At 73.7% G+C, this 20,864-nt stretch carries 17 protein-coding genes; 10 read left to right on the forward strand and 7 right to left on the reverse strand.

Translation table 11 applies throughout. The annotated features are described in order from the left end of the window. Positions 1-34: 34 nt before the first annotated feature. The gene (locus FB558_RS07205; protein WP_211366168.1) at positions 35-1,387 is read right to left on the reverse strand and encodes an AI-2E family transporter; all 1,353 of its coding nucleotides are present in this window, start codon (positions 1,385-1,387) and stop codon (positions 35-37) included. Between the two features lie 93 nt (positions 1,388-1,480). On the opposite strand from FB558_RS07205, the gene FB558_RS07210 reads away from it, so the two are divergent. The 6 genes from FB558_RS07210 (at position 1,481) to FB558_RS07235 (ending at position 12,330) form a co-directional block, all read left to right on the forward strand. Continuing rightward, a complete protein-coding gene (locus tag FB558_RS07210) occupies positions 1,481-2,332 on the forward strand; it encodes an NTP transferase domain-containing protein (RefSeq protein WP_211366170.1) in 852 nt (283 codons plus the stop codon). A gap of 49 nt (positions 2,333-2,381) precedes the next feature. Further along, complete coding sequence (locus FB558_RS07215; RefSeq protein WP_142049343.1) at positions 2,382-4,184, forward strand: aldehyde ferredoxin oxidoreductase family protein; 1,803 nt, start codon at positions 2,382-2,384, stop codon at positions 4,182-4,184. 198 nt (positions 4,185-4,382) lie between these two features. Next, positions 4,383-6,248: an ABC transporter ATP-binding protein gene (locus tag FB558_RS07220; RefSeq protein ID WP_246106491.1), complete on the forward strand. Its 1,866-nt coding sequence runs from the start codon at positions 4,383-4,385 to the stop codon at positions 6,246-6,248. A gap of 186 nt (positions 6,249-6,434) precedes the next feature. After that, positions 6,435-9,302: a formate dehydrogenase subunit alpha gene (gene fdhF, locus FB558_RS07225; protein ID WP_142049349.1), complete on the forward strand. Its 2,868-nt coding sequence runs from the start codon at positions 6,435-6,437 to the stop codon at positions 9,300-9,302. After that, positions 9,299-11,062, forward strand: a complete 1,764-nt coding sequence (locus FB558_RS07230; protein ID WP_142049352.1) for an NAD(P)H-dependent oxidoreductase subunit E — start codon at positions 9,299-9,301, stop codon at positions 11,060-11,062. The genes fdhF and FB558_RS07230 overlap by 4 nt, the downstream gene beginning before the upstream one ends. Beyond that, on the forward strand, positions 11,059-12,330 hold the full coding sequence (locus tag FB558_RS07235) for a molybdopterin-binding protein (RefSeq protein WP_142049355.1): 1,272 nt from the start codon (positions 11,059-11,061) through the stop codon (positions 12,328-12,330). Before FB558_RS07230 ends, FB558_RS07235 begins: the two co-directional genes overlap by 4 nt. A gap of 12 nt (positions 12,331-12,342) precedes the next feature. On the opposite strand, the gene lepB is transcribed toward FB558_RS07235, so the two are convergent. The 5 genes from lepB to FB558_RS07260 form a co-directional block, all read right to left on the reverse strand. Further along, positions 12,343-13,128: a signal peptidase I gene (gene lepB, locus FB558_RS07240; protein WP_246106295.1), complete on the reverse strand. Its 786-nt coding sequence runs from the start codon at positions 13,126-13,128 to the stop codon at positions 12,343-12,345. A 68-nt stretch (positions 13,129-13,196) separates the two neighbouring features. Then, a complete protein-coding gene (locus FB558_RS07245; protein WP_142049361.1) occupies positions 13,197-13,433 on the reverse strand; it encodes a hypothetical protein in 237 nt (78 codons plus the stop codon). 44 nt (positions 13,434-13,477) lie between these two features. Further along, complete coding sequence (locus FB558_RS07250; protein WP_142049364.1) at positions 13,478-13,717, reverse strand: hypothetical protein; 240 nt, start codon at positions 13,715-13,717, stop codon at positions 13,478-13,480. Between the two features lie 24 nt (positions 13,718-13,741). Further along, the gene (locus FB558_RS07255; protein WP_142049367.1) at positions 13,742-14,032 is read right to left on the reverse strand and encodes a hypothetical protein; all 291 of its coding nucleotides are present in this window, start codon (positions 14,030-14,032) and stop codon (positions 13,742-13,744) included. A gap of 272 nt (positions 14,033-14,304) precedes the next feature. Then, positions 14,305-14,571, reverse strand: a complete 267-nt coding sequence (locus FB558_RS07260) for a hypothetical protein (protein ID WP_142049370.1) — start codon at positions 14,569-14,571, stop codon at positions 14,305-14,307. Positions 14,572-15,031: 460 nt separating this feature from the next. On the opposite strand from FB558_RS07260, the gene FB558_RS07265 reads away from it, so the two are divergent. Genes FB558_RS07265 through FB558_RS07275 form a run of 3 tightly spaced genes read left to right on the forward strand, consistent with a single transcriptional unit; the run spans position 15,032 to position 18,551 of the window. Then, the gene (locus FB558_RS07265) at positions 15,032-15,781 is read left to right on the forward strand and encodes an ABC transporter ATP-binding protein (protein WP_142049373.1); all 750 of its coding nucleotides are present in this window, start codon (positions 15,032-15,034) and stop codon (positions 15,779-15,781) included. Continuing rightward, complete coding sequence (locus FB558_RS07270; RefSeq protein WP_142049376.1) at positions 15,778-17,001, forward strand: ABC transporter permease; 1,224 nt, start codon at positions 15,778-15,780, stop codon at positions 16,999-17,001. The genes FB558_RS07265 and FB558_RS07270 overlap by 4 nt, the downstream gene beginning before the upstream one ends. After that, entirely contained in the window at positions 16,998-18,551 is a 1,554-nt protein-coding gene (locus tag FB558_RS07275) for an efflux RND transporter periplasmic adaptor subunit (protein WP_142049379.1), read from the forward strand. The genes FB558_RS07270 and FB558_RS07275 overlap by 4 nt, the downstream gene beginning before the upstream one ends. A gap of 3 nt (positions 18,552-18,554) precedes the next feature. Here the strand turns inward: FB558_RS07275 and FB558_RS07280 are convergent, their stop codons facing one another. Continuing rightward, on the reverse strand, positions 18,555-19,859 hold the full coding sequence (locus FB558_RS07280; RefSeq protein WP_142049382.1) for an FAD-binding oxidoreductase: 1,305 nt from the start codon (positions 19,857-19,859) through the stop codon (positions 18,555-18,557). A 53-nt stretch (positions 19,860-19,912) separates the two neighbouring features. Here FB558_RS07280 and FB558_RS07285 point away from each other — a divergent pair, with 53 nt between their 5' ends. Further along, positions 19,913-20,860 (forward strand): helix-turn-helix transcriptional regulator, encoded by a 948-nt coding sequence (locus FB558_RS07285; RefSeq protein ID WP_142049385.1) that lies wholly within the window; start codon positions 19,913-19,915, stop codon positions 20,858-20,860. The last annotated feature ends 4 nt before the right edge of the window (positions 20,861-20,864 follow it).

Here is a 20,864-nt window from a genome sequence, read left to right on the forward strand (position 1 = left end):
GTCATCCTCCCCCATGCCCGGCGCGCGCCCGGCCTCAGCCCTGGCCGTGCCGCGCGGCGCGCCCGGCGTCGCGCATCTCGGGGATCTCGGGTTCGGGCACGTCGGGTTCGTGACGGGCGCCGCCACCGCCGTCGGGCCCGGAACCCGGGTCCGCGCCGTCCGCGCCGTCCGCGTCCGGGTCCGGGGCGTCCGGGTCGGGGACGTCCGGGTCGGGGACGGTGGCGTCCGGGGTGGGGGCGCCGGGCAGGCTGTCGACCACCTGCACGGTCTCCAGCGGCGGGTCGACGTGCGGCGCCGTTCCACCGCTCGCGCGCGCGTCGACCCGTTCCCCGAGGTAGCGCACCACCACGGCCGCGGCCGCCACGACCGGCACCGAGAGGAACGCGCCCGCGATGCCGTACAGCGTGCTGCCCGCGGTGACGGCGAGCAGCACCACCGCGGCGTGCAGGCGCAGGCTGCGGCCCTGCAGCAGCGGTTGCAGCACGTTGCCCTCGAGCTGCTGCACCACGATGATGATCACGAGCACGACCAGCGCGGTGGTGAACCCGTTGCTCACCAGCGCCACCAGCACCGACAGCGCGCCGGCCACCAGCGCACCCACGATCGGGATGAAGCCGCCGAGGAACGTGAGCACGGCGAGCGGGATCGCCAGCGGCACCCCGAGGATCACCAGTCCCAACCCGATGAGCACGCCGTCGACCAGCGCCACGAGGGCCTGCACGCGGATGAACTCGCCGACCGTGCGCCAGACCCGCCGCAGCACCTCCGCCATGTGCCCACCCGCGCCGTCGCCCGCGACGGCCACCAGCCACGGCAGGAACCGCGGCCCGTCCTTCACGAACAGGAACGCGAGCACCAGCGTCAGCAGGGCGGTGACCACCCCGGACGCCACGCTCCCCACGCCGGTGAGCACGCTCGTGGTGATCGTGGAGACGCTCTGCTGCAGCTGCGCCGTGGCGGTCTGCAGGGCCGCGTCGAGCTGGCTGCGCGCCAGGTTGAGCGGCGGCCCGGACATCCACTCCTGGATGGCCTGGATGCCCGAGGTGGCGCTCGCCGCGATCTGCGGGATGCTGCCCGACACCGACGTGGTGATCAGCGTGACGAGCCCGGCGAGCACGATCATGCCGGCGAGCAGCACGGTGGCCGCGGCGAGCGCGGGCGGGAAGCGGTGGCGGCGCAGCCAGTCCGTGGGCGGCCACAGCACCGTCGCGAGGATCACTGCCAGCACCACCGGCAGCACGATGGACCACAAGGCCCCGACGAGCAGCCAGATCAGCGTGGCGCCGGCAGCGGCGAGGATCAGCCGCAGGCTCCACCGCGCAGCCCAGGTGACGCCCTCGCCGATCGCGGTGCCGCGGCCCCGCTGCGGAGTCCCGCTCGTCGTCACGACCAACTCCTCTGCTCCCCCCGACAGCCGGGTTTCCCGTCCCCCAGGCTTCCAGACATCGCCCTCGCGCGGACGGCGTTTACGATCGCGCGGGTGACGCCCACCCGGATCGCCGGCATCGTGCTCGCGGGCGGTCGCTCGTCGCGCATGGGACAGCCGAAGGCCACGCTGGAGTGGCACGGCTCGACGTTGCTGCGGCGCACCACCGGGCTGCTCGCCCGCGCCGTGGACGGCCCGGTCGTCGTGGTCCGCGCCCCCGGCCAGCCGCTCCCCCCGCTCCCGGACGCCGTCGCGGTCGTCGACGATCCCGTCGAGGGGCTCGGGCCGGTGCAGGGCATCGCCACCGGCCTCGCCGCCGTGGCCGACCGCGCCGACGCCGCGTTCGTCTGCTCCACCGACCTGCCCTTCCTGCACCCGGCCTACGTCCGGCGCGTGCTCCGGCTGCTGGACGCCGGCTCCGACGCCGTCCTCCCCCACGCCCGCGGCCACCGCCAGCCCCTCGCCGCGGCCTACCGCGCGGGGCTCGCGCCCGTGCTCGCGCAGATGGCCGCGGACCGGCAGCTCAAGCTCGGCCAGCTGTTCGAGCGCTGCCCCACCCGCCGCGCCGACGACGCGGACCTCCTCGCCGACGCCCACCTGCGCGCGCTCGACCCGGAGCTGGAGTCGGTCGTCAACGTCAACGAACCCGACGACTACCGCGCGGCCCGCGCGCGCCCTGCGCCGGAGATCACCGTGCAGCGCTACGGCGCCCTCGCCTCCCGCGGCCACCGCGGGCCCGGCACCGTCGCGGCGGCCACCCTGGGCGCGGCGGCCGCCGCCGTCGAGCTCCCGCTGGACCGGCACGTCGTCGCCGCCCTCAACGGCGACCAGATCACCCGCGACCCCGAGACGCCGCTGGTGGCGGGCGACTCGGTCGCGTTCCTGTCGGCGGACGCGGGGGGTTGATCGGCCCGATCAGGAGCGTTCGCGACGTCGAGCGCATACAGTCGTCCGGGTGACGGCAGGTGGGTACTTCGGACGCGCGCTGGTCGTCGACGTCGCCGCGACGTCGGCGAAAGGCAGCGCGCTGGAGCTGCCCGAGCCCGTGCTGCGGGCCTACCTCGGCGGGGTCGGGCTCGGCACCTGGCTGCTGCACCGCCTCGCCCCGCCCGGCGTCGACCCGCTGGCGCCCGAGGCACCGCTGGCGTTCGTGTTCTCCCCGCTGGTGGGCACCCCGCTGACGACGAGCGCGAAGTTCGCGGTGCTCGCGAAGTCGCCGCTCACCGGGCTGCTCACCGACGCGCTCGCCTCGTCGCAGTTCGCGATCGCGGGCAAGCTCACCGGCCACGACGCGATCGTCGTGCGGGGGCGGGCGGCGCAGCTGTCCGTCCTGCTCGTCGACGCCGACGGGGTGCGCCTCGAGCCGGCGCCGGAGCTGGCCGGGATGCCGGCGGCCGACGCCGAGTCGGCCGTGCGGGAGCGGTTCGGCCGGGGGTGGCGCACGGCCGCGATCGGGTCCGCGGGCGAGCGCGGCGTCCGCTACGCGACCATCAGCCACGACGGCAGGCACGCCGGGCGCGGCGGGCTGGGCGCGGTGCTGGGGGCGAAGAACGTCAAGGCCGTGCTGGTGCGCTCCGGTGCCCGCGTCGACGTCGCCGACTCCCCCGCGGTGCTCGCCGCCGCGAAGGACCTGCGGCAGCGCAGCTTCGGACCGGCCACCGCCAAGTACCGCGAGCTGGGCACGCTGGCCAACCTGCTCGCGTTCAACGCCGTGTCCACGCTGCCGACGCGCAACTTCACCGCGGCCACGTTCGCCGAGGCGCCGCGGCTGGCCGCCGAGGAGCTGCACGAGATGCGCGGTGTGGCCCGCAACAGCTGCGCGTCCTGCTCCATCGGCTGCGAGCACATCTACTCGCGCAAAGGTGGCGGGTCGCAGCGCATGGAGTACGAGAACGTGTTCGCGCTCGGCCCGCTGTGCGGGGTCTCCGACCCCGACGACGTGTTCGCCGCCAGCGCCCGCTGCGACGAGCTCGGCCTGGACACGATCTCCGCGGGCGGCACGATCGCCTGGGCGATGGAGTGCGTGGAGCGCGGCCTGATCGACGAGCCGTGGCTGCGCTTCGGCGACGGTCCGGCGCTGCTGCGGGCACTGGACCTGATCGGCACCCGCGCACCGGGCCTCGGCGAGCTGCTGTCCCTGGGCTCGCGGGCGGCCGCCGAGGTCGTCGGGCACGGTTCCATCGACTTCGCGCCGCAGGTCAAGGGCCTCGAGCTGCCCGGCTACGAACCGCGGTCGCTGCAGTCGATGGCCCTCGGGCTCGCCGTCAACGCCCGGGGCGCCGACCACAACCGCTCCGGCGCCTACGAGGCCGACCTCTCCGGCGACCTCGACCGGCTCTCGGGCGGCCCGGCGCACGTCGCCGCGGCGATCGGCACCGAGGACCGCGCCGCCGTCATGGACTCGATGATCCTCTGCAAGTTCCTGCGGGGCGTGTTCGCGGAGCCGTTCGAGGAGTGGGCGCAGCTGCTGCGCCCGGTCACCGGGTGGGAGGTCACCGCCGACGAGCTGCGGGCGGCGGCCCGGCGGATCGTGCTCGCCAAGCGCGTGTTCAACATGCGCGAGGGCGCCACCGCCGCCGACGACGCGCTGCCCCGCCGCATGCTCGACACCCCGCTCGAGCTGGGCTCGGGCCGCACGGCCACCCTCACCGCGGAGCGGCTGCGGTCGATGGTGACGGGCTACTACGCCGACCGCGGCCTGGACGCCGAGGGCCGGCCGGACCCGGCGGACCTCGCCGGGCTGCTCCTCGACGCTTGACCTGTACCTGACTTCAGCTCCTAGCGTCTCCGACGGAAGCCGGAAGGCGATCGGACCAGAACTGTCGGACCCCTCCGCCACACTGGCGACCCACGCAGCGACCGATGAGTTCTCCCGGTCCGAGGGGTCGTAGGTGCGGGCGAGGGCCGGGGCGATGAGGAGTGCGCAGTGAGTATGGAGATGGTGGCGTGGCAGTCGATGTACCAGGCTGCACACGCCACGGAGGAGAGACGCCCGTTCTCGATGGCCACCCTGCGGCGGATCGGCGCGTTCGCGGCGCCGCACCGGCGCCGGATCACCGCGTTCCTGGTGGTCAGCGTCATCGTGGCGGCGCTCGCGGTGGCGACGCCCGTCCTCGCGGGCCGGGTGTTCGACACCATCGAGGCCGGCGGGCCGCTCGGCGTCGTGGTCACGCTGGCCCTCCTCATCGCGGCCATCGCGGTGGCGGAGGCGGGCGGCGGCATCGTGTCGCGCTGGCTGTCCGCGTCGCTCGGCGAGGGGCTCATCCTCGACCTGCGGGCCGCCGTGTTCGACCACGTGCAGCGCCAGCCCGTCGCGTTCTTCACCCGCACCCGCACCGGTGCGCTGGTCAGCAGGCTCAACAACGACGTCATCGGCGCGCAGCGCGCGTTCAGCGACACGCTGTCGGGAGTGGTGGGCAACACCGTCCAGCTGGTGCTCACGCTCGTCGTGATGCTCAGCCTGTCGTGGCAGGTCACGCTGCTCGCGCTCGTGCTGCTGCCGGTGTTCGTGCTGCCGGCCCGGCGGATGGGCCGCAAGCTCGCCTCGCTGGAGCGCGAGGCGGCCGAGCACAACGCCGCCATGGGCACCACGATGACCGAGCGCTTCTCGGCCCCCGGCGCCACGCTCATCAAGCTGTTCGGCCGTCCCGCCGACGAGACGCGCGAGTTCGTGGCGCGCGCCGCCCGCGTCCGCGACATCGGGGTGCGCACGGCCATGGTGCAGTGGGTGTTCGTCTCGGCGCTCACGCTGGTGTCGGCGCTGGCGCTGGCGCTGGTCTACGGCCTCGGCGGCTGGTTCGCGATCTCGGGCGGCGTCAGCTCCGGTGACGTCGTCGCGCTCGCCCTGCTGCTCACCCGCCTCTACGCCCCGCTCACGGCGCTCGCGAGCGCGCGCGTCGAGGTGATGAGCGCGCTGGTGAGCTTCGAGCGGGTGTTCGAGGTGCTGGACCTGCCGCCGCTGGTCGCCGAGCCGGCCCACCCGGTGCCGCTGCCCGATGGCCCGCTGTCGGTGGAGTTCCGCTCCGTCCGGTTCGGCTACCCGTCGGCCGACAAGGTGTCGCTGGCGTCGTTGGAGGAGGTCGCCCGGCTCGACTCGCGCGGGGGCGAGGAGGTGCTGCACGACGTGTCGTTCCGGGCCGAGCCGGGGCAGATGATCGCGTTGGTCGGGTCGTCGGGCGCCGGCAAGTCCACGATCGCGCAGCTGCTCCCCCGCCTCTACGACGTCGACGAGGGCTCGGTGCGGCTCGGTGACGTCGACGTCCGCGACCTGTCGTTCGACGCGATCCGCGGCGGGCTCGGCCTCGTCACGCAGGACGGGCACCTGTTCCACGAGTCGATCCGCTCCAACCTGCTGCTGGCCGCCCCGGGCGCGAGCGACGCCGAGATCTGGGACGCGCTGGAGCGCGCCCGGCTCGCCGAGCTCGTGGCCTCCCTGCCCGACGGCCTCGAGACCGTCGTCGGGGAGCGTGGCTACCGGCTCTCCGGCGGCGAGCGCCAGCGCCTCACGATCGCCCGCCTGCTGCTGGCCAAGCCGCGGGTCGTGGTGCTCGACGAGGCCACCGCCCACCTCGACTCCACGTCCGAGGCCGCGGTGCAGGAGGCACTGGGCGAAGCGCTCGAGGGGCGCACCGCCATCGTGATCGCCCACCGGCTCTCCACGATCCGCGCCGCCGACCAGATCCTGGTCCTCGAGGCCGGCCGCGTCGTCGAGCGCGGCACGCACACCGAGCTCCTCGCCCGGGACGGCCGCTACGCGGAGCTGCACCGCACCCAGTTCGACCAGCCCAGCACGGTCTCCCCGGTCGCCCTGGCCGGGAGCTGACGTCCCGCCCGGCCGGAGAGGGGTCCGGCCGGGCGGGCCTGGTCCGAGCGTGTTGCTCCCACCCGGACGAACGGCACTCTCGTCGGTACCTAGCCGACGAAAGTGCCGTTCGTCCGGTGGGGGCCTGCAGCGGGCGCCATCAACTAGTCTCGGTTCCTCGCACCGTCGCTGAATCGGGGGATCTCGATGACCGCCCTCCAGGAACCCGCCACCGCGGTCCGCACCGTCACCGCCACCATCGACGGCCAGGAGGTCAGCGTCCCGGAAGGGACGACGATCTACGACGCGGCGAAGCAGGTCGGGGTGGAGATCCCGGTGCTGTGCCACGACGAGCGGTTCGACCCGGTCGGGGTGTGCCGGATGTGCGTGGTCGACACCGGCGGTCGGGCGTTCGCCGCGGCCTGCGTGCGCCCGTGCGAGGACGGCATGCAGGTGCAGACGGCCACCCCCGAGGTGCAGCGCTCCCGCGACGTGCTGACCGAGCTGCTGATGGCCGACCAGCCGGCGCCCGAACAGGACCGCAAGCACACCACCACCCGGGACAACCTGCTGTTCGAGCTGGCCGAGGGGTCGGGCATCGGCCAAGACGGCCTCCCCCGCGGGTCGGGCCGGGGCACGGACCTGTCGAACCCGGTGATCGCGGTGGACCACGACGCCTGCATCCTGTGCGACCGCTGCGTGCGGGCGTGTGACGACGTGCAGGGCAACGACGTGATCGGCCGCTCGGGCAAGGGGTATGCCACGCGGATCGCGTTCGACCTGAACGACCCCATGGGCTCGTCGAGCTGCGTGACGTGCGGGGAGTGCGTGGCGGCGTGCCCGACGGGGGCGTTGACCAACAAGGCGATCAACAACATTCCGATCCGGCCGCGTGCGGAGTTGGAGCAGGTCGAGTCGGTGTGCCCGTACTGCGGTGTGGGGTGTGCGCTGACCTACAACGTGGACCGCGAACGCGGCGCGATCTCCTTCGCCGAGGGTCGGGACCAGCCGGGCTCGCAGGGCCGGTTGTGCGTGAAGGGCCGCTACGGCTGGGACTACGCGGCGTCCCCGCAGCGGCTGACGGTGCCACTCATCCGCCGCGAGAAGTCGTACCCGAAGGGTGCGCTCTCGGCCGACGTGCGCGGCGAGGGCAACGGCAAGCGGCGCAAGGACGACAGGCCGGGCAAGGACCGCGGCCGCAAGCCGGGCGGGCTGGTCGACTACGACGAGGTGCTGCCGCACTTCCGGGAGGCCACCTGGGACGAGGCCCTCGACCTCGTCGCCCGCCGGCTCCGCGAGATCCACACCGCGGGTGGGCCGGGGGCGATCGCGGGGTTCGGCTCGGCGAAGTGCTCCAACGAGGAGGCCTACCTCTTCCAGAAGCTGATCCGCACCGGGTTCGGCACGAACAACGTCGACCACTGCACGCGGTTGTGCCACGCATCCAGCGTCGCGGCGCTGTTCGAGGGCGTGGGGTCCGGGGCGGTGTCCACCACCTACGGCGACGTCGCCAACGCCGACGTCGTGATCATCACCGGCTCCAACCCGACGGCCAACCACCCGGTCGCGAGCTCGTTCTTCAAGCAGGCCCGCCGGCGCGGCACGAAGATCATCTACATCGACCCCCGCGCATCGACGGTCGCCGAGCACGCCGACATCTTCGTGCAGCTCAAGCCGGGCACCGATGTCGCGTTCTACAACGGCGTGATGCACGAGATCGTCCGGCTCGGGTTGATCGACCGGGAGTTCATCGCGAACCGGACGTCGAACTACGACGAGCTCGCGCGCACGCTCGCGGACTACCCGCCCGAGCGCGCCGCCCAGATCACCGGCGTCGACGCCGACACGATCCGCGAGGTCGCGCGCACCTGGGGGGAGGCGGGCGCCGCGGTCGTCTACTGGGGGATGGGGATCTCCCAGCACACGACGGGTACCGACAACGCCCGTTGCCTCATCGCCCTCTGCACGATCACCGGGAACGTCGGGCGCCCCGGCACCGGTCTGCACCCGCTGCGCGGGCAGAACAACGTGCAGGGCGCCTCGGACGCCGGCCTGATCCCGATGTTCTACCCCGACTACCAGGGTGTGGACGCCGACGCCACGCGCGAGCGGTTCGAGCGGGCGTGGGGCACGGCACTGGACCCGAAGCGCGGCCTGACCGTCACCGAGATCGTCAAGTCGGTGCTGGAGCCGGGCGGCGTGCGCGGGATGTACATGCTCGGCGAGAACCCGTTCCTGTCCGACCCCAACACCACCAAGGTGCGCAAGGCGCTCTCGGCGCTGGAGTTCCTGGTGGTGCAGGACATCTTCCTCACCGAGACCGCCGAGTTCGCCGACGTGATCCTGCCCGCCAGCTCCTACCTGGAGAAGGACGGCACCTACACCAACACCGACCGCCGCGTGCAGCGCGGGCGCAAGGTCCTCGACCCGCCGGGACAGGCCCGCGCCGACTGGGTGATCGTGCAGGACATCGCCCGCCGCATCGGCCTCGACTGGCGCTACGAGAGCCCGAGCGAGGTCTTCGACGAGATGGTCGCGCTGATGCCCTCCTACGCGAACCTGCGCTGGGACAACCTCGGGCCGTCGGGGAAGCTCTACCCGAACGCCGATCCCGAGCACTCCGACGGCACGGTCGTGATGTTCGACGAGCGGTTCAACACCGATGACGGGCTCGCGCACCTCGTGCCGGCCGAGTGGCTGCCGCCCAAGGAGCTGCCCGACGCCGAGTACCCGCTGGTGCTCAACACCGGCCGCTTGCTCGAGCACTGGCACACCGGCTCGATGACGCGGCGCTCCTACGCCCTCGACGCGATCTCCCCGGTGGCCGAGGTCTACCTGCACCCCAAGGACGCCGCCGAGCGCGGGTTGGCGCACGGGCAGCGGGTGCGGGTCCGCTCCCGCCGTGGGGAGATCGAGCTGCTGGTGCGGATCAGCCACCGCGAGCAGCTGGGCAACTGCTTCATCCCGTTCCACTTCCGGGAGGCGGCGGCGAACCTGCTGACGATCGACGAGATCGACCCGTACGGCAAGATCCCGGAGTTCAAGTTCTGCGCGGTGCAGGTGGAGGCCCTATGACGCGATCGCTGGTGCCGGGGGTCGAGGCGCGGGCGGGGAAGTTCCCGGGCCCCTCGCTGATCCCGGCTCTCAACGCGATCCAGGCCCGGCTCGGCTGGCTGCCCCGGGAGGAGCTGGAGGAGCTGGCCCGGGAGAGCCGGCGCCCCCGGTACGAGATCGAGGGCCTGATCTCGTTCTACCCGCACTTCCGCACGACGCCGCCGGCGCCGGTGGCGCTGCACGTCTGCCACGACCTGCCGTGCGCCCTGCGCGACGGCGGGGAGCGGCTGGCCGAGCTGCGGGAGCGCTACGGGGCGGACGCCGACGTGGAGCTGGTGGAGGTCAGCTGCCTGGGCCGCTGTGACAGCGCCCCCGCGGTGGCGGTGAACGAGCGGCCGGCCCCGGTGGCGGAGGCGGATGCGCTGGTGGCCACCGCACGTGCGGCGGTCGCGGCGGGGAACTCATCGGGTCCGAACGGGGGACTCGCGCTGTCGGAACGGGAGACTCGCGCTGTCGGAACGGGAGACTCGCGGGCTGGGGTCTGGCCGAACGATCCCTACCCCGCCGGCTCCGGGGTCGCCGAGCGCTACGCCACGCTGCGCGCCCTGCTCGCCGGCGAGCTGGACGCGGACGCGCTCGTCGACGTCTTGAAGGACTCCGGCCTGCGCGGCATGGGCGGCGCGGGGTTCCCGACGGGACAGAAGTGGGGTCTGGTGCGAAAGGCCGAGGACCCCGTCAAGTACGCGATCTGCAACGCCGACGAGTCCGAGCCCGGCACGTTCAAGGACCGGCAGATCCTCGCCGACCAGCCGCACCTCGTCCTCGAGGGGCTGCTGCTCGGGATGGCCGTGGTCGGGGCCGAGCAGGGGTGGGTGTTCATCCGCCACGAGTACGGGCCCGAGGAGCACGTGCTGCGCGCCGAGATCGACGCGCTGCGCGCCGCGGGCGTGATCGGCGCGGACGCGTGCGGCAGCGGCCGGCGCCTGGAGCTGGACGTGTTCGTCTCGCCCGGCGGCTACATCCTCGGCGAGGAGACGGCGCTGCTGGAGTGCATGGAGGGCCACCGCGGCGAGCCGCGCAACAAGCCGCCGTTCCCGGGCAACTACGGCCTTCACGGCCGTCCGACGTTGATCAACTCGGTGGAGACGTTCGCCGACGTCCCGGTGATCGTGCAGCGCGGCGCGACGTGGTGGCGGGACCAGGGCCTCGGGAACTCCGTGGGCTGGAAGTTCTTCGCGGTGTCCGGGCACGTGGAGCGGCCCGGGGTGTACTGCGTGCCGATGGGCACCGCCGTCGGCGCCCTGATCGAGCAGGCCGGTGGCGTGAGCGGGGGGCGCGCGGTCGGGGCCGTCCAGCCGGGCGGGGCGTCGTCCAACTTCATCGGGCCCGACCAGCTGGACCTGGCGCTCGACTTCGGCACCGCCGCCGAGGCCGGCACGATGCTCGGTTCCGGCGCGCTGGTCGTGCTCGCCGAGGGCACCGACCTGCTCGCGGCGGCCACCAACGTGCTGCGGTTCTTCCGCAACGAGTCGTGCGGCAAGTGCGTGCCGTGCCGGGTGGGCTCCACGAAGGCCTACACCCTGCTGGAGGGCCGCAGCAGCCTCGACGACGCCGAGCGCGCGCGGATCGTCGAGCTGGAGGAGGCCATGCGCAAGACGTCGATCTGCGGACTCGGGCAGGTGGCGCTCGGTCCCGTCGTGAGCGTGCTGGGCCTGCGCAAGGGTGGAGCGGCCGCGCGGCCGCAACCCCGACCCGACGGGGCGGAGCAGCCCGACCGATGACGCACCACCCCTCGACGGGCACGCACCCGCGTACCCCGGGACCACGCTCCGCGGGGCGGGAGTTCTTCACCGCGCGCACGGTCGCGGACGCGCTCGCCGGGTTCCGGCCGGCGCGGCGCACCACGGTGGAGGAGGTGCCGCTGGCCGACGCCCTGCACCGGGTGCCGGCCGCCGAGGTTCCCGCCGCGGCGCCGTTGCCCGGCTTCGCCCGCTCCACCGTGGACGGCTACGCGGTGCGCGCCGCCGACACCTACGGCGCGTCCGAGGGCCTCCCGTCGTACCTGGACCTGGTCGGCGCCGTGCGGATGGGCGCCGCGCCGGAGGTCGCCGTCCGGCCCGGCGCGGCCGTGGGCATGCCGACCGGCGGCGTGCTGCCCGAAGGTGCGGACGCCGTCGTGATGGTCGAGCACACGGCCGAGACGATGCCGGGAACCATCGAGGTGACGCGGCCGGTCGCGCCCGGCGGCGGCGTCGTGCGCGCCGACGAGGACGTGGCGGCCGGTGCCCCGCTCGTCCGTGGCGGGCGACCACTGCGCGCGCCCGACCTCGGCCTGCTCGCCGCGGCGGGCGTCACGGCGGTGGCGGCGCACGCCCGTCCCCGGGTCGTGATCGTCTCCACGGGCGACGAGGTGGTGCCCCCGGACACCGCGCAGCTGCACCCGGGCCAGGTCCGCGACGCGACGGCCTCGGCGCTGGCGGGTCTCGTGCGCGACGCGGGCGGCGATCCCGTGGTGGCCGGGATCGTCTCCGACGAGCCGGGCGCGCTCGAGGACCGGATGCGCGCGGTGCTGCCGGGGGCGGACCTGGTGGTCGTCTCGGCCGGGTCCTCGGTGGGCGCCCGCGACGAGACGGCGGGCGCGGTGGCCGCGCTGGGCGAGATCTGGTGCCACGGCCTGGCGATCAAACCGGGCAAGCCGACGCTGCTCGCCGAGTGCGCGGGCGTGCCCGTGGTCGGGCTGCCCGGCAACCCGTTGTCGGCGTTGGTGGTGTTCCGGCTGGTCGGGGTGCCGCTGGTGTGGCGGCTGGCCGGCTGCGACACGCCGCCGCCGGAGCCGTCGACGAGCGCGCGCCTCGCCCGGGACCTGCCCTCGGCCGCGGGACGGCTGGACGTCGTGCAGGTCGTGGTGCGCGACGGGCTCGCGGAGCCGATCTTCGGCCCGTCGGCACTGCTCTCGGTGCTCACCCGCGCCGACGGGTTCCTGGTCGTGCCGGAACCCGCGACGGGCCTCGACGCGGGCGTCGAGGTCGCGGTCACCCTCTACCGCTGACGGGCGGCCGGCTCAGTCGATGCCGCCGATGCGGTCGAACGGCCACACGATGAACCGGGCCTTGCCGATGACCTGCGCGACGGAGACCGGGCCGTTGCCCTCGGCGCGCGAGTCCACCGAGTCGTTGCGGCTGTCCCCCATCACCCACAGCTCGCCCTCGGGGACCCGGACGGGCCCGAACGCCGCCTGCTGCGGGGGCCCGGCCTCGGGCAGGAAGTAGAGGAACGGCTCGTCCACGCCGGCGCCGTCGACCACGATCCGGTTGCGATCGTCGCAGCACTGCACCGTCTGCCCGCCGACGGCGATCACGCGCTTGACGTACTCGGTCTCGTCGGTGGCCTGGATCCCCACGAGCCCACCGAGCTGCGCCAAGCCCTCCACGACGGGGTTCCCGCCGCCGTGCGGGATCTGCAGCTCGGTGCTGGTCCAGGTGTCCGGGAGCGTGAACACCACGACGTCACCGGGCTCCGGCGTGCCGAACCGGTAAGCGAGCTTGTCGACCAGCACGCGGTCGTTGGCGCAACCGGGGCACCCGTGCAGCGTCCGCTCCATCGAGCCGGAGGGGATGACGTAGATGCGCGCGACGAACACCGGGATGAGCGCCAGCACCAGCAGCGCGACGACGACCAGCGCGGGGCCGCGGCGGATCCGCCACCGCCCCGCCCGCGCCGTCGACGACGCCTCCCCGCCGCTCGAGCCGGGGTCCTCCGCGGCACTGTTCCCCGCGGCACTGCTCTCCGCGGCACTGCTCTCCGTGGCACCGGCTTCCACCGGCTGCCGGACCGACCTGCGCAACACGGTTCCTCCCCGCATACCGACGGGCGACCCCGGGCGCGAGGAGCCTGCGCCCGGGATCGCCCGTGCGATCAGTAGTCGACGTCGGAGCCGCCGGCGCCGGCCGCCCCTCGGGTGGCCGTGCACTGGACGATGAACGCGTCCTGTACCGGCGGCATCCAGCGGCAGGTGGCGGTGGCCGTACCCGACTCACCGGGCGCGCCGTCCTGGTCCTTCGGGTCACCGGCCTGGGCCGCGCCTGCGCACAACGCCGCCGACGCGGTCGCCGCGGCGGCCGCGACGGCGATCCGGCACACGATCCGTGTCACGGAGACACCTCCTGGGTCGATCACGGCGGGCGTCTGCGGAACCCTCATCGGTCGACTCCCGTCCCGCCGTCGGCACCGTCCGCGCCCACCGCGTTGCACACCGGCATGTTCACCGGGGGCAGGTACGCGGTGCAGGTGACGTCCTGCCCGTCCTCGCCGGGCGCCCCGACGCCGTCGGGTTCGTCACCGGCGTGGGCGAGCCCCGTCGAGGCCAGGAACCCGCCACCGGCCAGGAGCACCGCCGCGGCCACGATGGCCGGCCGCCGCGCCGGACGCCCGGTCATCCCGGGTCCGCTCGACACCACGGCTCAGTAGTCGGCGCCGGTGCCACCGGCGCCGCCGGCACCGCCGGTCGCGTTGCACTGGGAGACGTCGCCGCCCTGGCCGAGGAGGCCGAGCGAGATGCCGATCGGGATCAGGCAGTTCGCATTGGCGTCGCCGCCCGAACCGCCCGGCCCGCCCACATTCTCGGTGTCGCCGTGGCCGTGACCGTGGCCGTGGCCGTGACCGCCGGCGAGTGCGGTGCCGCCGAACAGCATCGAGCCGGCCGCTGCGAATGCCGACACCGCGACCGCAGTCTTTCGTGCACGCACGTTCATCCTCGTTCTCCGTCCATTCTTCCGATGGTCCGATCGATCTGTGCTGTCTGACCTGAGCATGCCCTGGTCACGAAAGAACCGGCGCACTCCGCGGAACTGCGGAGAGGCCGGGAATCGTGCCGGGTGGCGGTTCGGTGATCCGGAACCGCGCCGTGACGGATGCCGCAACGATCGATCTGGTCGCCGGCCACCGTCGAGAGCTACCCTGAGGGTGGTGCAGGCCCCCGACGAGTCCGGGGGCCTGCACCGCCATTACGCAGGGGTGTTGGAGATCAGTAGTCGGCGCCCGTGCCGCCGGCACCGCCCGCGCCGCCGCCCGCGTTGCACTGCGAGACGTCGCCGCCCTGCCCGAGCAGCAGGCCGGCCGAAACGCCCACCGGGATCAGGCAGTTGGCGTTGGCGTCGCCGCCGCTACCGCCGGGGCCACCCACGTTTTCGTGGTCGCCGTGGCCGCCGGCCATTGCCGCGCCACCGAACAGCGCCGCCCCCGCCAGAGCGAAAGCAGCTGCAGCAGACACGACAGAGGTCTTACGAAGCATCCTTGCTCTCCTTGGTGATTGACGGAACGCCAGTCGCTCCGTGCAGACCAATGAGTAGTCCTCTCCCCCAGGCCTGTCCAGCGCACGACCCCTGCCGTCCGCGGATCCCACCCGGTCGAGTTGCGCGGCCCGTCCTGGATCACCAGAAGTTATTTCCGGATGGCAATCGTGTGATGTCAGAGGACTCGCGGCTCACATCCGTGTGATTCACCGAGCGAGGGCCACTCGAATTGAGCTACCGAGCGGTACCGAGCACGGAGTGTGCGTAACCCTGACCTGCGCGACCCACTCGGGTGGTTGCGCGGCAATTGACGTAACAGGCGCGACCCGCCTTCGTTGTCCTGCCGGGATCGCCGCCACCGTCCACGGACGGAACGCGTGACGGTTCATCGACATGGCCGGCGACTGAAGAGCCGGCCGGTGCGTCCGTGTGCCCCGGGGGAGGGTGGCCAGGAACCCGATGATCAGACTCGAGGATGTCGGCAAGAGCTATCGCGCCGGGGACGCCGAGGTCCGCGCGCTGCAGGGGGTCACGCTCACCGTCGACGAGGGCGACTTCGTCGCGATCATGGGCCCGTCCGGCTCCGGCAAGAGCACGATGATGAACATCCTCGGCTGCCTCGACGTCCCGACGCAGGGGCGCTACCTGCTGGACGGGGTGGACGTCTCCGGCATGGAGGACGACGAGCTGGCCGACATCCGCAACCGCAAGATCGGCCTCGTCTTCCAGTCCTACAACCTGCTGCCGCGCACGACGGCGCTCGCCAACGTCGAGCTGCCGCTGCTCTACGGCAAGCAGCGGGCGCGCCGCACCCGGGCCCTGCGCGCGCTCGAGGAGGTCGGCCTCGCCGATCGCGCCGCGCACCTGCCCAACCAGCTCTCCGGTGGCCAGCAGCAGCGCGTCGCCATCGCCCGCGCGCTGGTCACCCGCCCGACGATGATCCTGGCCGACGAGCCGACCGGGAACCTCGACACCGAGGCCAGCTGCGAGATCGCCGAGATGCTGGGGCAGCTCTCCGACGCCGGTCGCACGGTCGTGCTCATCACGCACGAGGAGGAGATCGCCGCGTACGCGCGCCGCGTCGTGCGGCTGCGCGACGGGCGCATCGTGAGCGACGTCCGCAACGACGTCCCCGGCGACATCCCGTCGGACATGCCCGGCATCTCGCTCGCGAGCGGCGCCGGGAACCGGGCGGAGGCCGGCGGATGACGCTCCGGCTCGCCATCGTCATGGCCTGGCGCGGCCTGCGCGCCAACCGGCTGCGGTCGCTGCTGACCATGCTCGGGATCATGATCGGGGTCGCGTCGGTGATCCTGCTCGTCGCGCTCGGCAACGGCACGTCCGCGCGGCTGAACTCGCAGCTGGAGGCGCTGGGCACGAACCTGATCGGGGTCTTCCAGGCCCGCGGGAGCGTGTCGGAGGGCGGCCGCAGCCAGCCCCTCACCGACCAGGACGTCGAGGCGCTGCGCGAGTCGACCGAGGTCCCGCGCTTCGTGACGGTGACCCCGGTCAAGCAGGCGAGCGCCGTGCTGAAGGGCGTGTACGGCACCTGGCGCACCAGCATCGTCGGGTCGTCGCAGGACTACCCCTCCGCGCTCAACCGGACGCTCGACGCCGGCAAGTTCTTCACCGACTCCCAGGTCCGGACCGGCGCCCGCGTCGTGGTGATCGGCCCCCGCCCGGTCCAGGAGCTCTTCGGCGGCATCCCCGCCGCGGCGCTCGGCCAGCAGCTGCGCATCGGCTCGCAGATGTTCGAGGTGATCGGCGTGCTGGAGCCCAACGGGCAGCAGGACGACGTCGCGGTCATGCCGATCACGACCGCGCGCACCTACCTGGTCGGCGGCGGGGCGGACAACCGGGTGGACCAGCTCGTGGTGCAGGCGACGGGCCAGGACGCCGTGCCCGCCGCCATGGCGAAGATCGAGCGCGTCCTCATGGACGCCCACCGCATCGACGACCCCACGCAGAAGGACTTCGAGGTCCGCTCGAACCTCGACCTGCTCGAGCAGTACGGCGAGGTCACGGCCGTCTTCACGCTCTTCCTCGCGGCCATCGCCGCGATCTCGCTGCTCGTGGGCGGGATCGGCGTCATGAACATCATGCTGGTGACGGTCACCGAGCGGACCCGGGAGATCGGTCTGCGCAAGGCGATCGGCGCCCGCCGCAGGACTGTGCTCGAGCAGTTCCTCGTCGAGTCGACCGTGCTGTCGGGCATCGGCGGCCTGGTCGGTGTCGCCCTCGGGGTCGGGCTGTGCGTGCTCGGCGCGCGCTTCGGCGCCGCGTTCGGCGACTTCGCCCCACCCCGGCTGTCCGTCCCCTCGGTGATCGTCGCGTTCACCGTCAGCCTGTGCATCGGCCTGTTCTTCGGCGCCTACCCCGCGAAGCGCGCCGCCCGGCTCCGCCCCATCGAAGCGTTGAGGTACGAATGACCACGCGAACCACCGTCCGCCGCCTCGGCGCCGCGGCCCTCGTGTTGCTCCTGGCCGGGTGCACCAGCGGGGAGTCCGAACCGCTCACGGTGAAGGTGACCCGCACGAGCGTCACGTCGACCGTGAGCGCCACCGGCTCCCTGCAGGCCATCACGGAGCAGAACCTCGGCTTCCCCGACGGAGGGAAGCTCGTGGAGCTGAACGTCTCCGTCGGACAGCAGGTCGAGCCGGGCCAGGTCCTGGCCCGCGTCGACGACTTCGCCGCCCGCCAGGACCTGCAGAAGGCCGAGGCGCAGCTGGCGCAGGAGCGGGCGGCGCTGGCCCGGATCCGGGACGGCAACCAGGTGAACGCCGCGGAGGACGACGTCAAGCGGGCCGGTGAGGTCCTCGAGGCCACCGAGGAGCAGGCCGAGGCGGTCGACGACGCGAACGCCTCGGCCGTCGAGCAGGCGAAGAAGCAGCTGGCGCTCGACAAGGAGGTCCTCGAGGACACGAAGGACCGGACCCGGGCCGGCCGGCGCTCCTGCACCAGCGAGGACCGCAGGGCCGCCGAGGAGGCGGCGGAGGACGACGACCGGGACAGCCTCATGTCGTCGCTCTCGGGTGGCTCCACGCAGGACTCCGACTGCGAGGCCGCCGCGCAGAAGGAAGCCGAGGTCGAGGCCGCCGAGCGCCAGGTCCGCTCCAGCCGGGCGGCGCTCGAGCAGGCCGAGAAGCAGCGGCGGGTCGAGAACGCCCAGCAGGACCTGGCCGTCGAGAACGCCCGGCGCGACCTCGCCGCCGCGAAGAACGAGGCCGCGAGCGCCCGCGGCGACCGTCCGCACAACATCGACGAGCAGGCGGCGGTCGTCTCGCAGCTCCAGGTGGACGTCGAGACCGCGCACCGGGCCATCGAGGACACGGTCCTGCGCGCACCCGTCGCCGGCAAGATCGCGAGCATCAACGGCATGATCGGCGAGTTCCTCGGCGGCGGCTCGGGCACCACCGCGCTCGCGCCCGGCGGCACCGTCCCGCTGCCCGACCGCAGCAGCGGCGTGTCGTCGGGCGACGAGCTGGCGAGCGGCGAGGACCGGCCCGGCGGTTCGGCGTTCATCGTGCTCGACGACGTCCGCACCTTCCAGATCGTCGCGCCGTTCGCGGAGTCCGACGCCGCGCGCATCGAGCCGAACCAGGCGGTGGAGGTGACCTTCGACGCGATCCCGGACCTGACCCGCTCCGGCCGCGTCGTCAGCATCGCGCCGACCGGTACCGACATCCAGGGCGTCACCAGCTACTACGCCGTCATCGTGCTCAACGAGCTCGACGACCGGCTGATGGACGGCCAGACCGCGTCGGCCAACGTGGTGGTCGACCACCGCGACAACGCCCTCGCCGTGCCGAACGCCGCCGTCATGCAGAGCGGCCAGTCCGGCATCGTCACGGTGCTGGAGGCGGACGGCGCGCAGCGGCAGGTCCAGGTCGAGCTGGGCCTCGCCGGCGACAGCGCCACCCAGGTCCTCGCCGGCCTGCGCGAGGGCCAGCAGATCGTCGTCGCCCCCGGGGAGGAGTGACCGCTACCGGGGGAACAGCCCCTCCGGGTCCAGCTCGGCGACGAGCGCGGCACAGCCCGGGACGTCCGACGGCCGCTCCTGGGCGGCCCGGGCGCCGAAGCGGAGGTTCGGGGTGCGGCCCGCGGTCCACGGGGCGATCCGGTCCATCAGCTCGTGGTGCAGCCGTCCCGGCGTGGGGGTGTCGTCGACCAGGGACAGCACGCTCAGCAGGTACGCCGCGTCCCGGTGCGCGACGGCGTCCGGTACGGCCAGTGGGCGGGCCAGCGCGCCACCCAGGTGGCGAAGACCCAGCACGCACATGACCGGCGCCGCGGGCCCCGCGACGTCCAGGGCGGCCGTCAGCACGGCCGGGTCGAGATCGCGCAGCATCGCGTTGGTCCCGGTGTAGGGGTGCGGCTGCGTCGGGTCGTCGAAGATCGTGTCCGCCCGGGTGTGAGGCAGCTCGCCGAGCGTGTCGCCCAGCACCGGCACCGCGGCGCGCAGCGGCGCGACCAGCCGCTCCCCGTCGGCCACGGTGCCCGTGCAGGCGATGTGCACCTTCGCGACGTACCGGCCGCGCAGGTGCTCCGGCACGAACGCCACGTCGGGGTGGGGCAGCATCGTGATCGACGAGGTGAGCTCGTCGGGCAGGTCGGCCGTCCACTCCCGGTACGCGTCGAGCAGGGCGGGGACGTGCGGACCGTCGACGAACAGGGTGCCGCCGAACAGCCGGGTCACCGGCACGAGCTCCACCTCCATCGCCGTCACCACCCCGAGCCCGGCCCCCGCGCCGCGCAGCACGCGGAACAGCTCGGGATCCGATGCGGGCGTGACGCGGCGCTGCTGCCCGTCGGCGGTGACCAGGTCGACGGCGCGGACCCGGTCGCTCGCCCAGCCGAACGTGCGGGCGAGCACGCCGATGCCGCCGCCGAGCGTGTAGCCGACGGCGCCGACGCCGGATGAGGAGCCCGAGAGCGGCGCGAGCCCGTGCGGGGCGCCGGCCTCGACGACCTGAGCCCAGCGCGTTCCGGCCGCGATCCGCGCGGTGCCGGTGGCCGGGTCGACGCGCACGCCGCGCATCCGGTGCGTGCTGATCAGCACGCCGCCCTCCAGCGGCGCGCCGCGCCCGTGCCCGCTGGTCTGCACGGCCACCGGCAGCCCCCGGTCGGCGGCGTGGCGCACCGCGGCCGCGACGTCCTGCGCGCTCGTGGCGCCGACCACCAGGTCCGGCCGGTGCGGGTCGGCCACCTGGTAGCCGCTGGTCTCCGCGTCGTAGCCCTCGTCGCCCGGGCGGAACACCGGGCTGTCGATCTGCGCGATCTCGTTCATGGGCCCGACCGTAGGGAGCCTTGCGGACAGGATCGGTCCGTAAGCTGAGCGGTGTGACGACGCCCGCTCGCCTCCTGCGCCTGCTGTCGCTGCTGCAGACCCGGCGCGAATGGTCGGGTGCGGAGCTCGCCGAGCGGCTCGGTGTCACCGACCGCACCGTGCGCCGCGACGTCGGGCGGCTGCGCGAGCTGGGCTACCCGATCGCGGGCACCACCGGCACCGCGGGCGGCTACCGACTGACGTCGGGACGCGACCTGCCCCCGCTGCTGCTCGACGACGAGGAGGCGATCGCGGTGGCCACGGGCCTGCTCACCGCCACCGGAACGGAGGGCGTCGAGGAGACCGCGGTCCGCGCGCTGGCCAAGCTCTCCCAGGTGCTTCCCGACCGGCTGCGCCACCGCCTCGCCGCCGTCGGGGAGACCACCGTCCGGTTCCCCGCCCGGCGCGGCACCCGCGTCGACCCCGCCGTGCTCGGCCTGCTCGGGGGGGCCGCGCGCGACCGCGAGGTCGTGCGGTTCGGCTACCGCCGCCGCGACGGCGCGGTGGCGGACCGCCGCGTCGAGCCCTACCAGCTCCTGGCCGGGTACGGGCTGTGGTGGCTGCTCGCCTACGACCTGCACCGCGACGACTGGCGCACCTTCCGCGTCGACCGGGTCACCGCGCCGCAGCCGGTGCGCCACCGTTTCGCCCCGCGCCCGCTCCCCGCCGAGGACACCGTCACCTACCTGCGGGAGAGCATCGGGCGGGCGCTCGCCCGGCACACCGTGCGCGCCGTCGTCCGCGCCCCGGCCGAGGTCGTCGCGGCCCGGCTGCCGATGGCGGTCCCGGGGCGCGTGCAGGCCATCGACGGGGAGCGCTGCCGGGTGCACCTGAGCTCGGACTCGCTCGACCGCGTCGTCCAGGACGTCGTCGCGCTCGGCCCCGAGCTCGAGGAACTGGACGCGCCACCGGAGGTGCGCGAGCACCTGCGCGAGGTGGGCCGGCGCCTGCTGGGGGTCTGAGGCC

The sequence above is a fragment of the Pseudonocardia kunmingensis genome, from assembly GCF_006716445.1.
GTDB lineage: Bacteria > Actinomycetota > Actinomycetes > Mycobacteriales > Pseudonocardiaceae > Pseudonocardia > Pseudonocardia kunmingensis.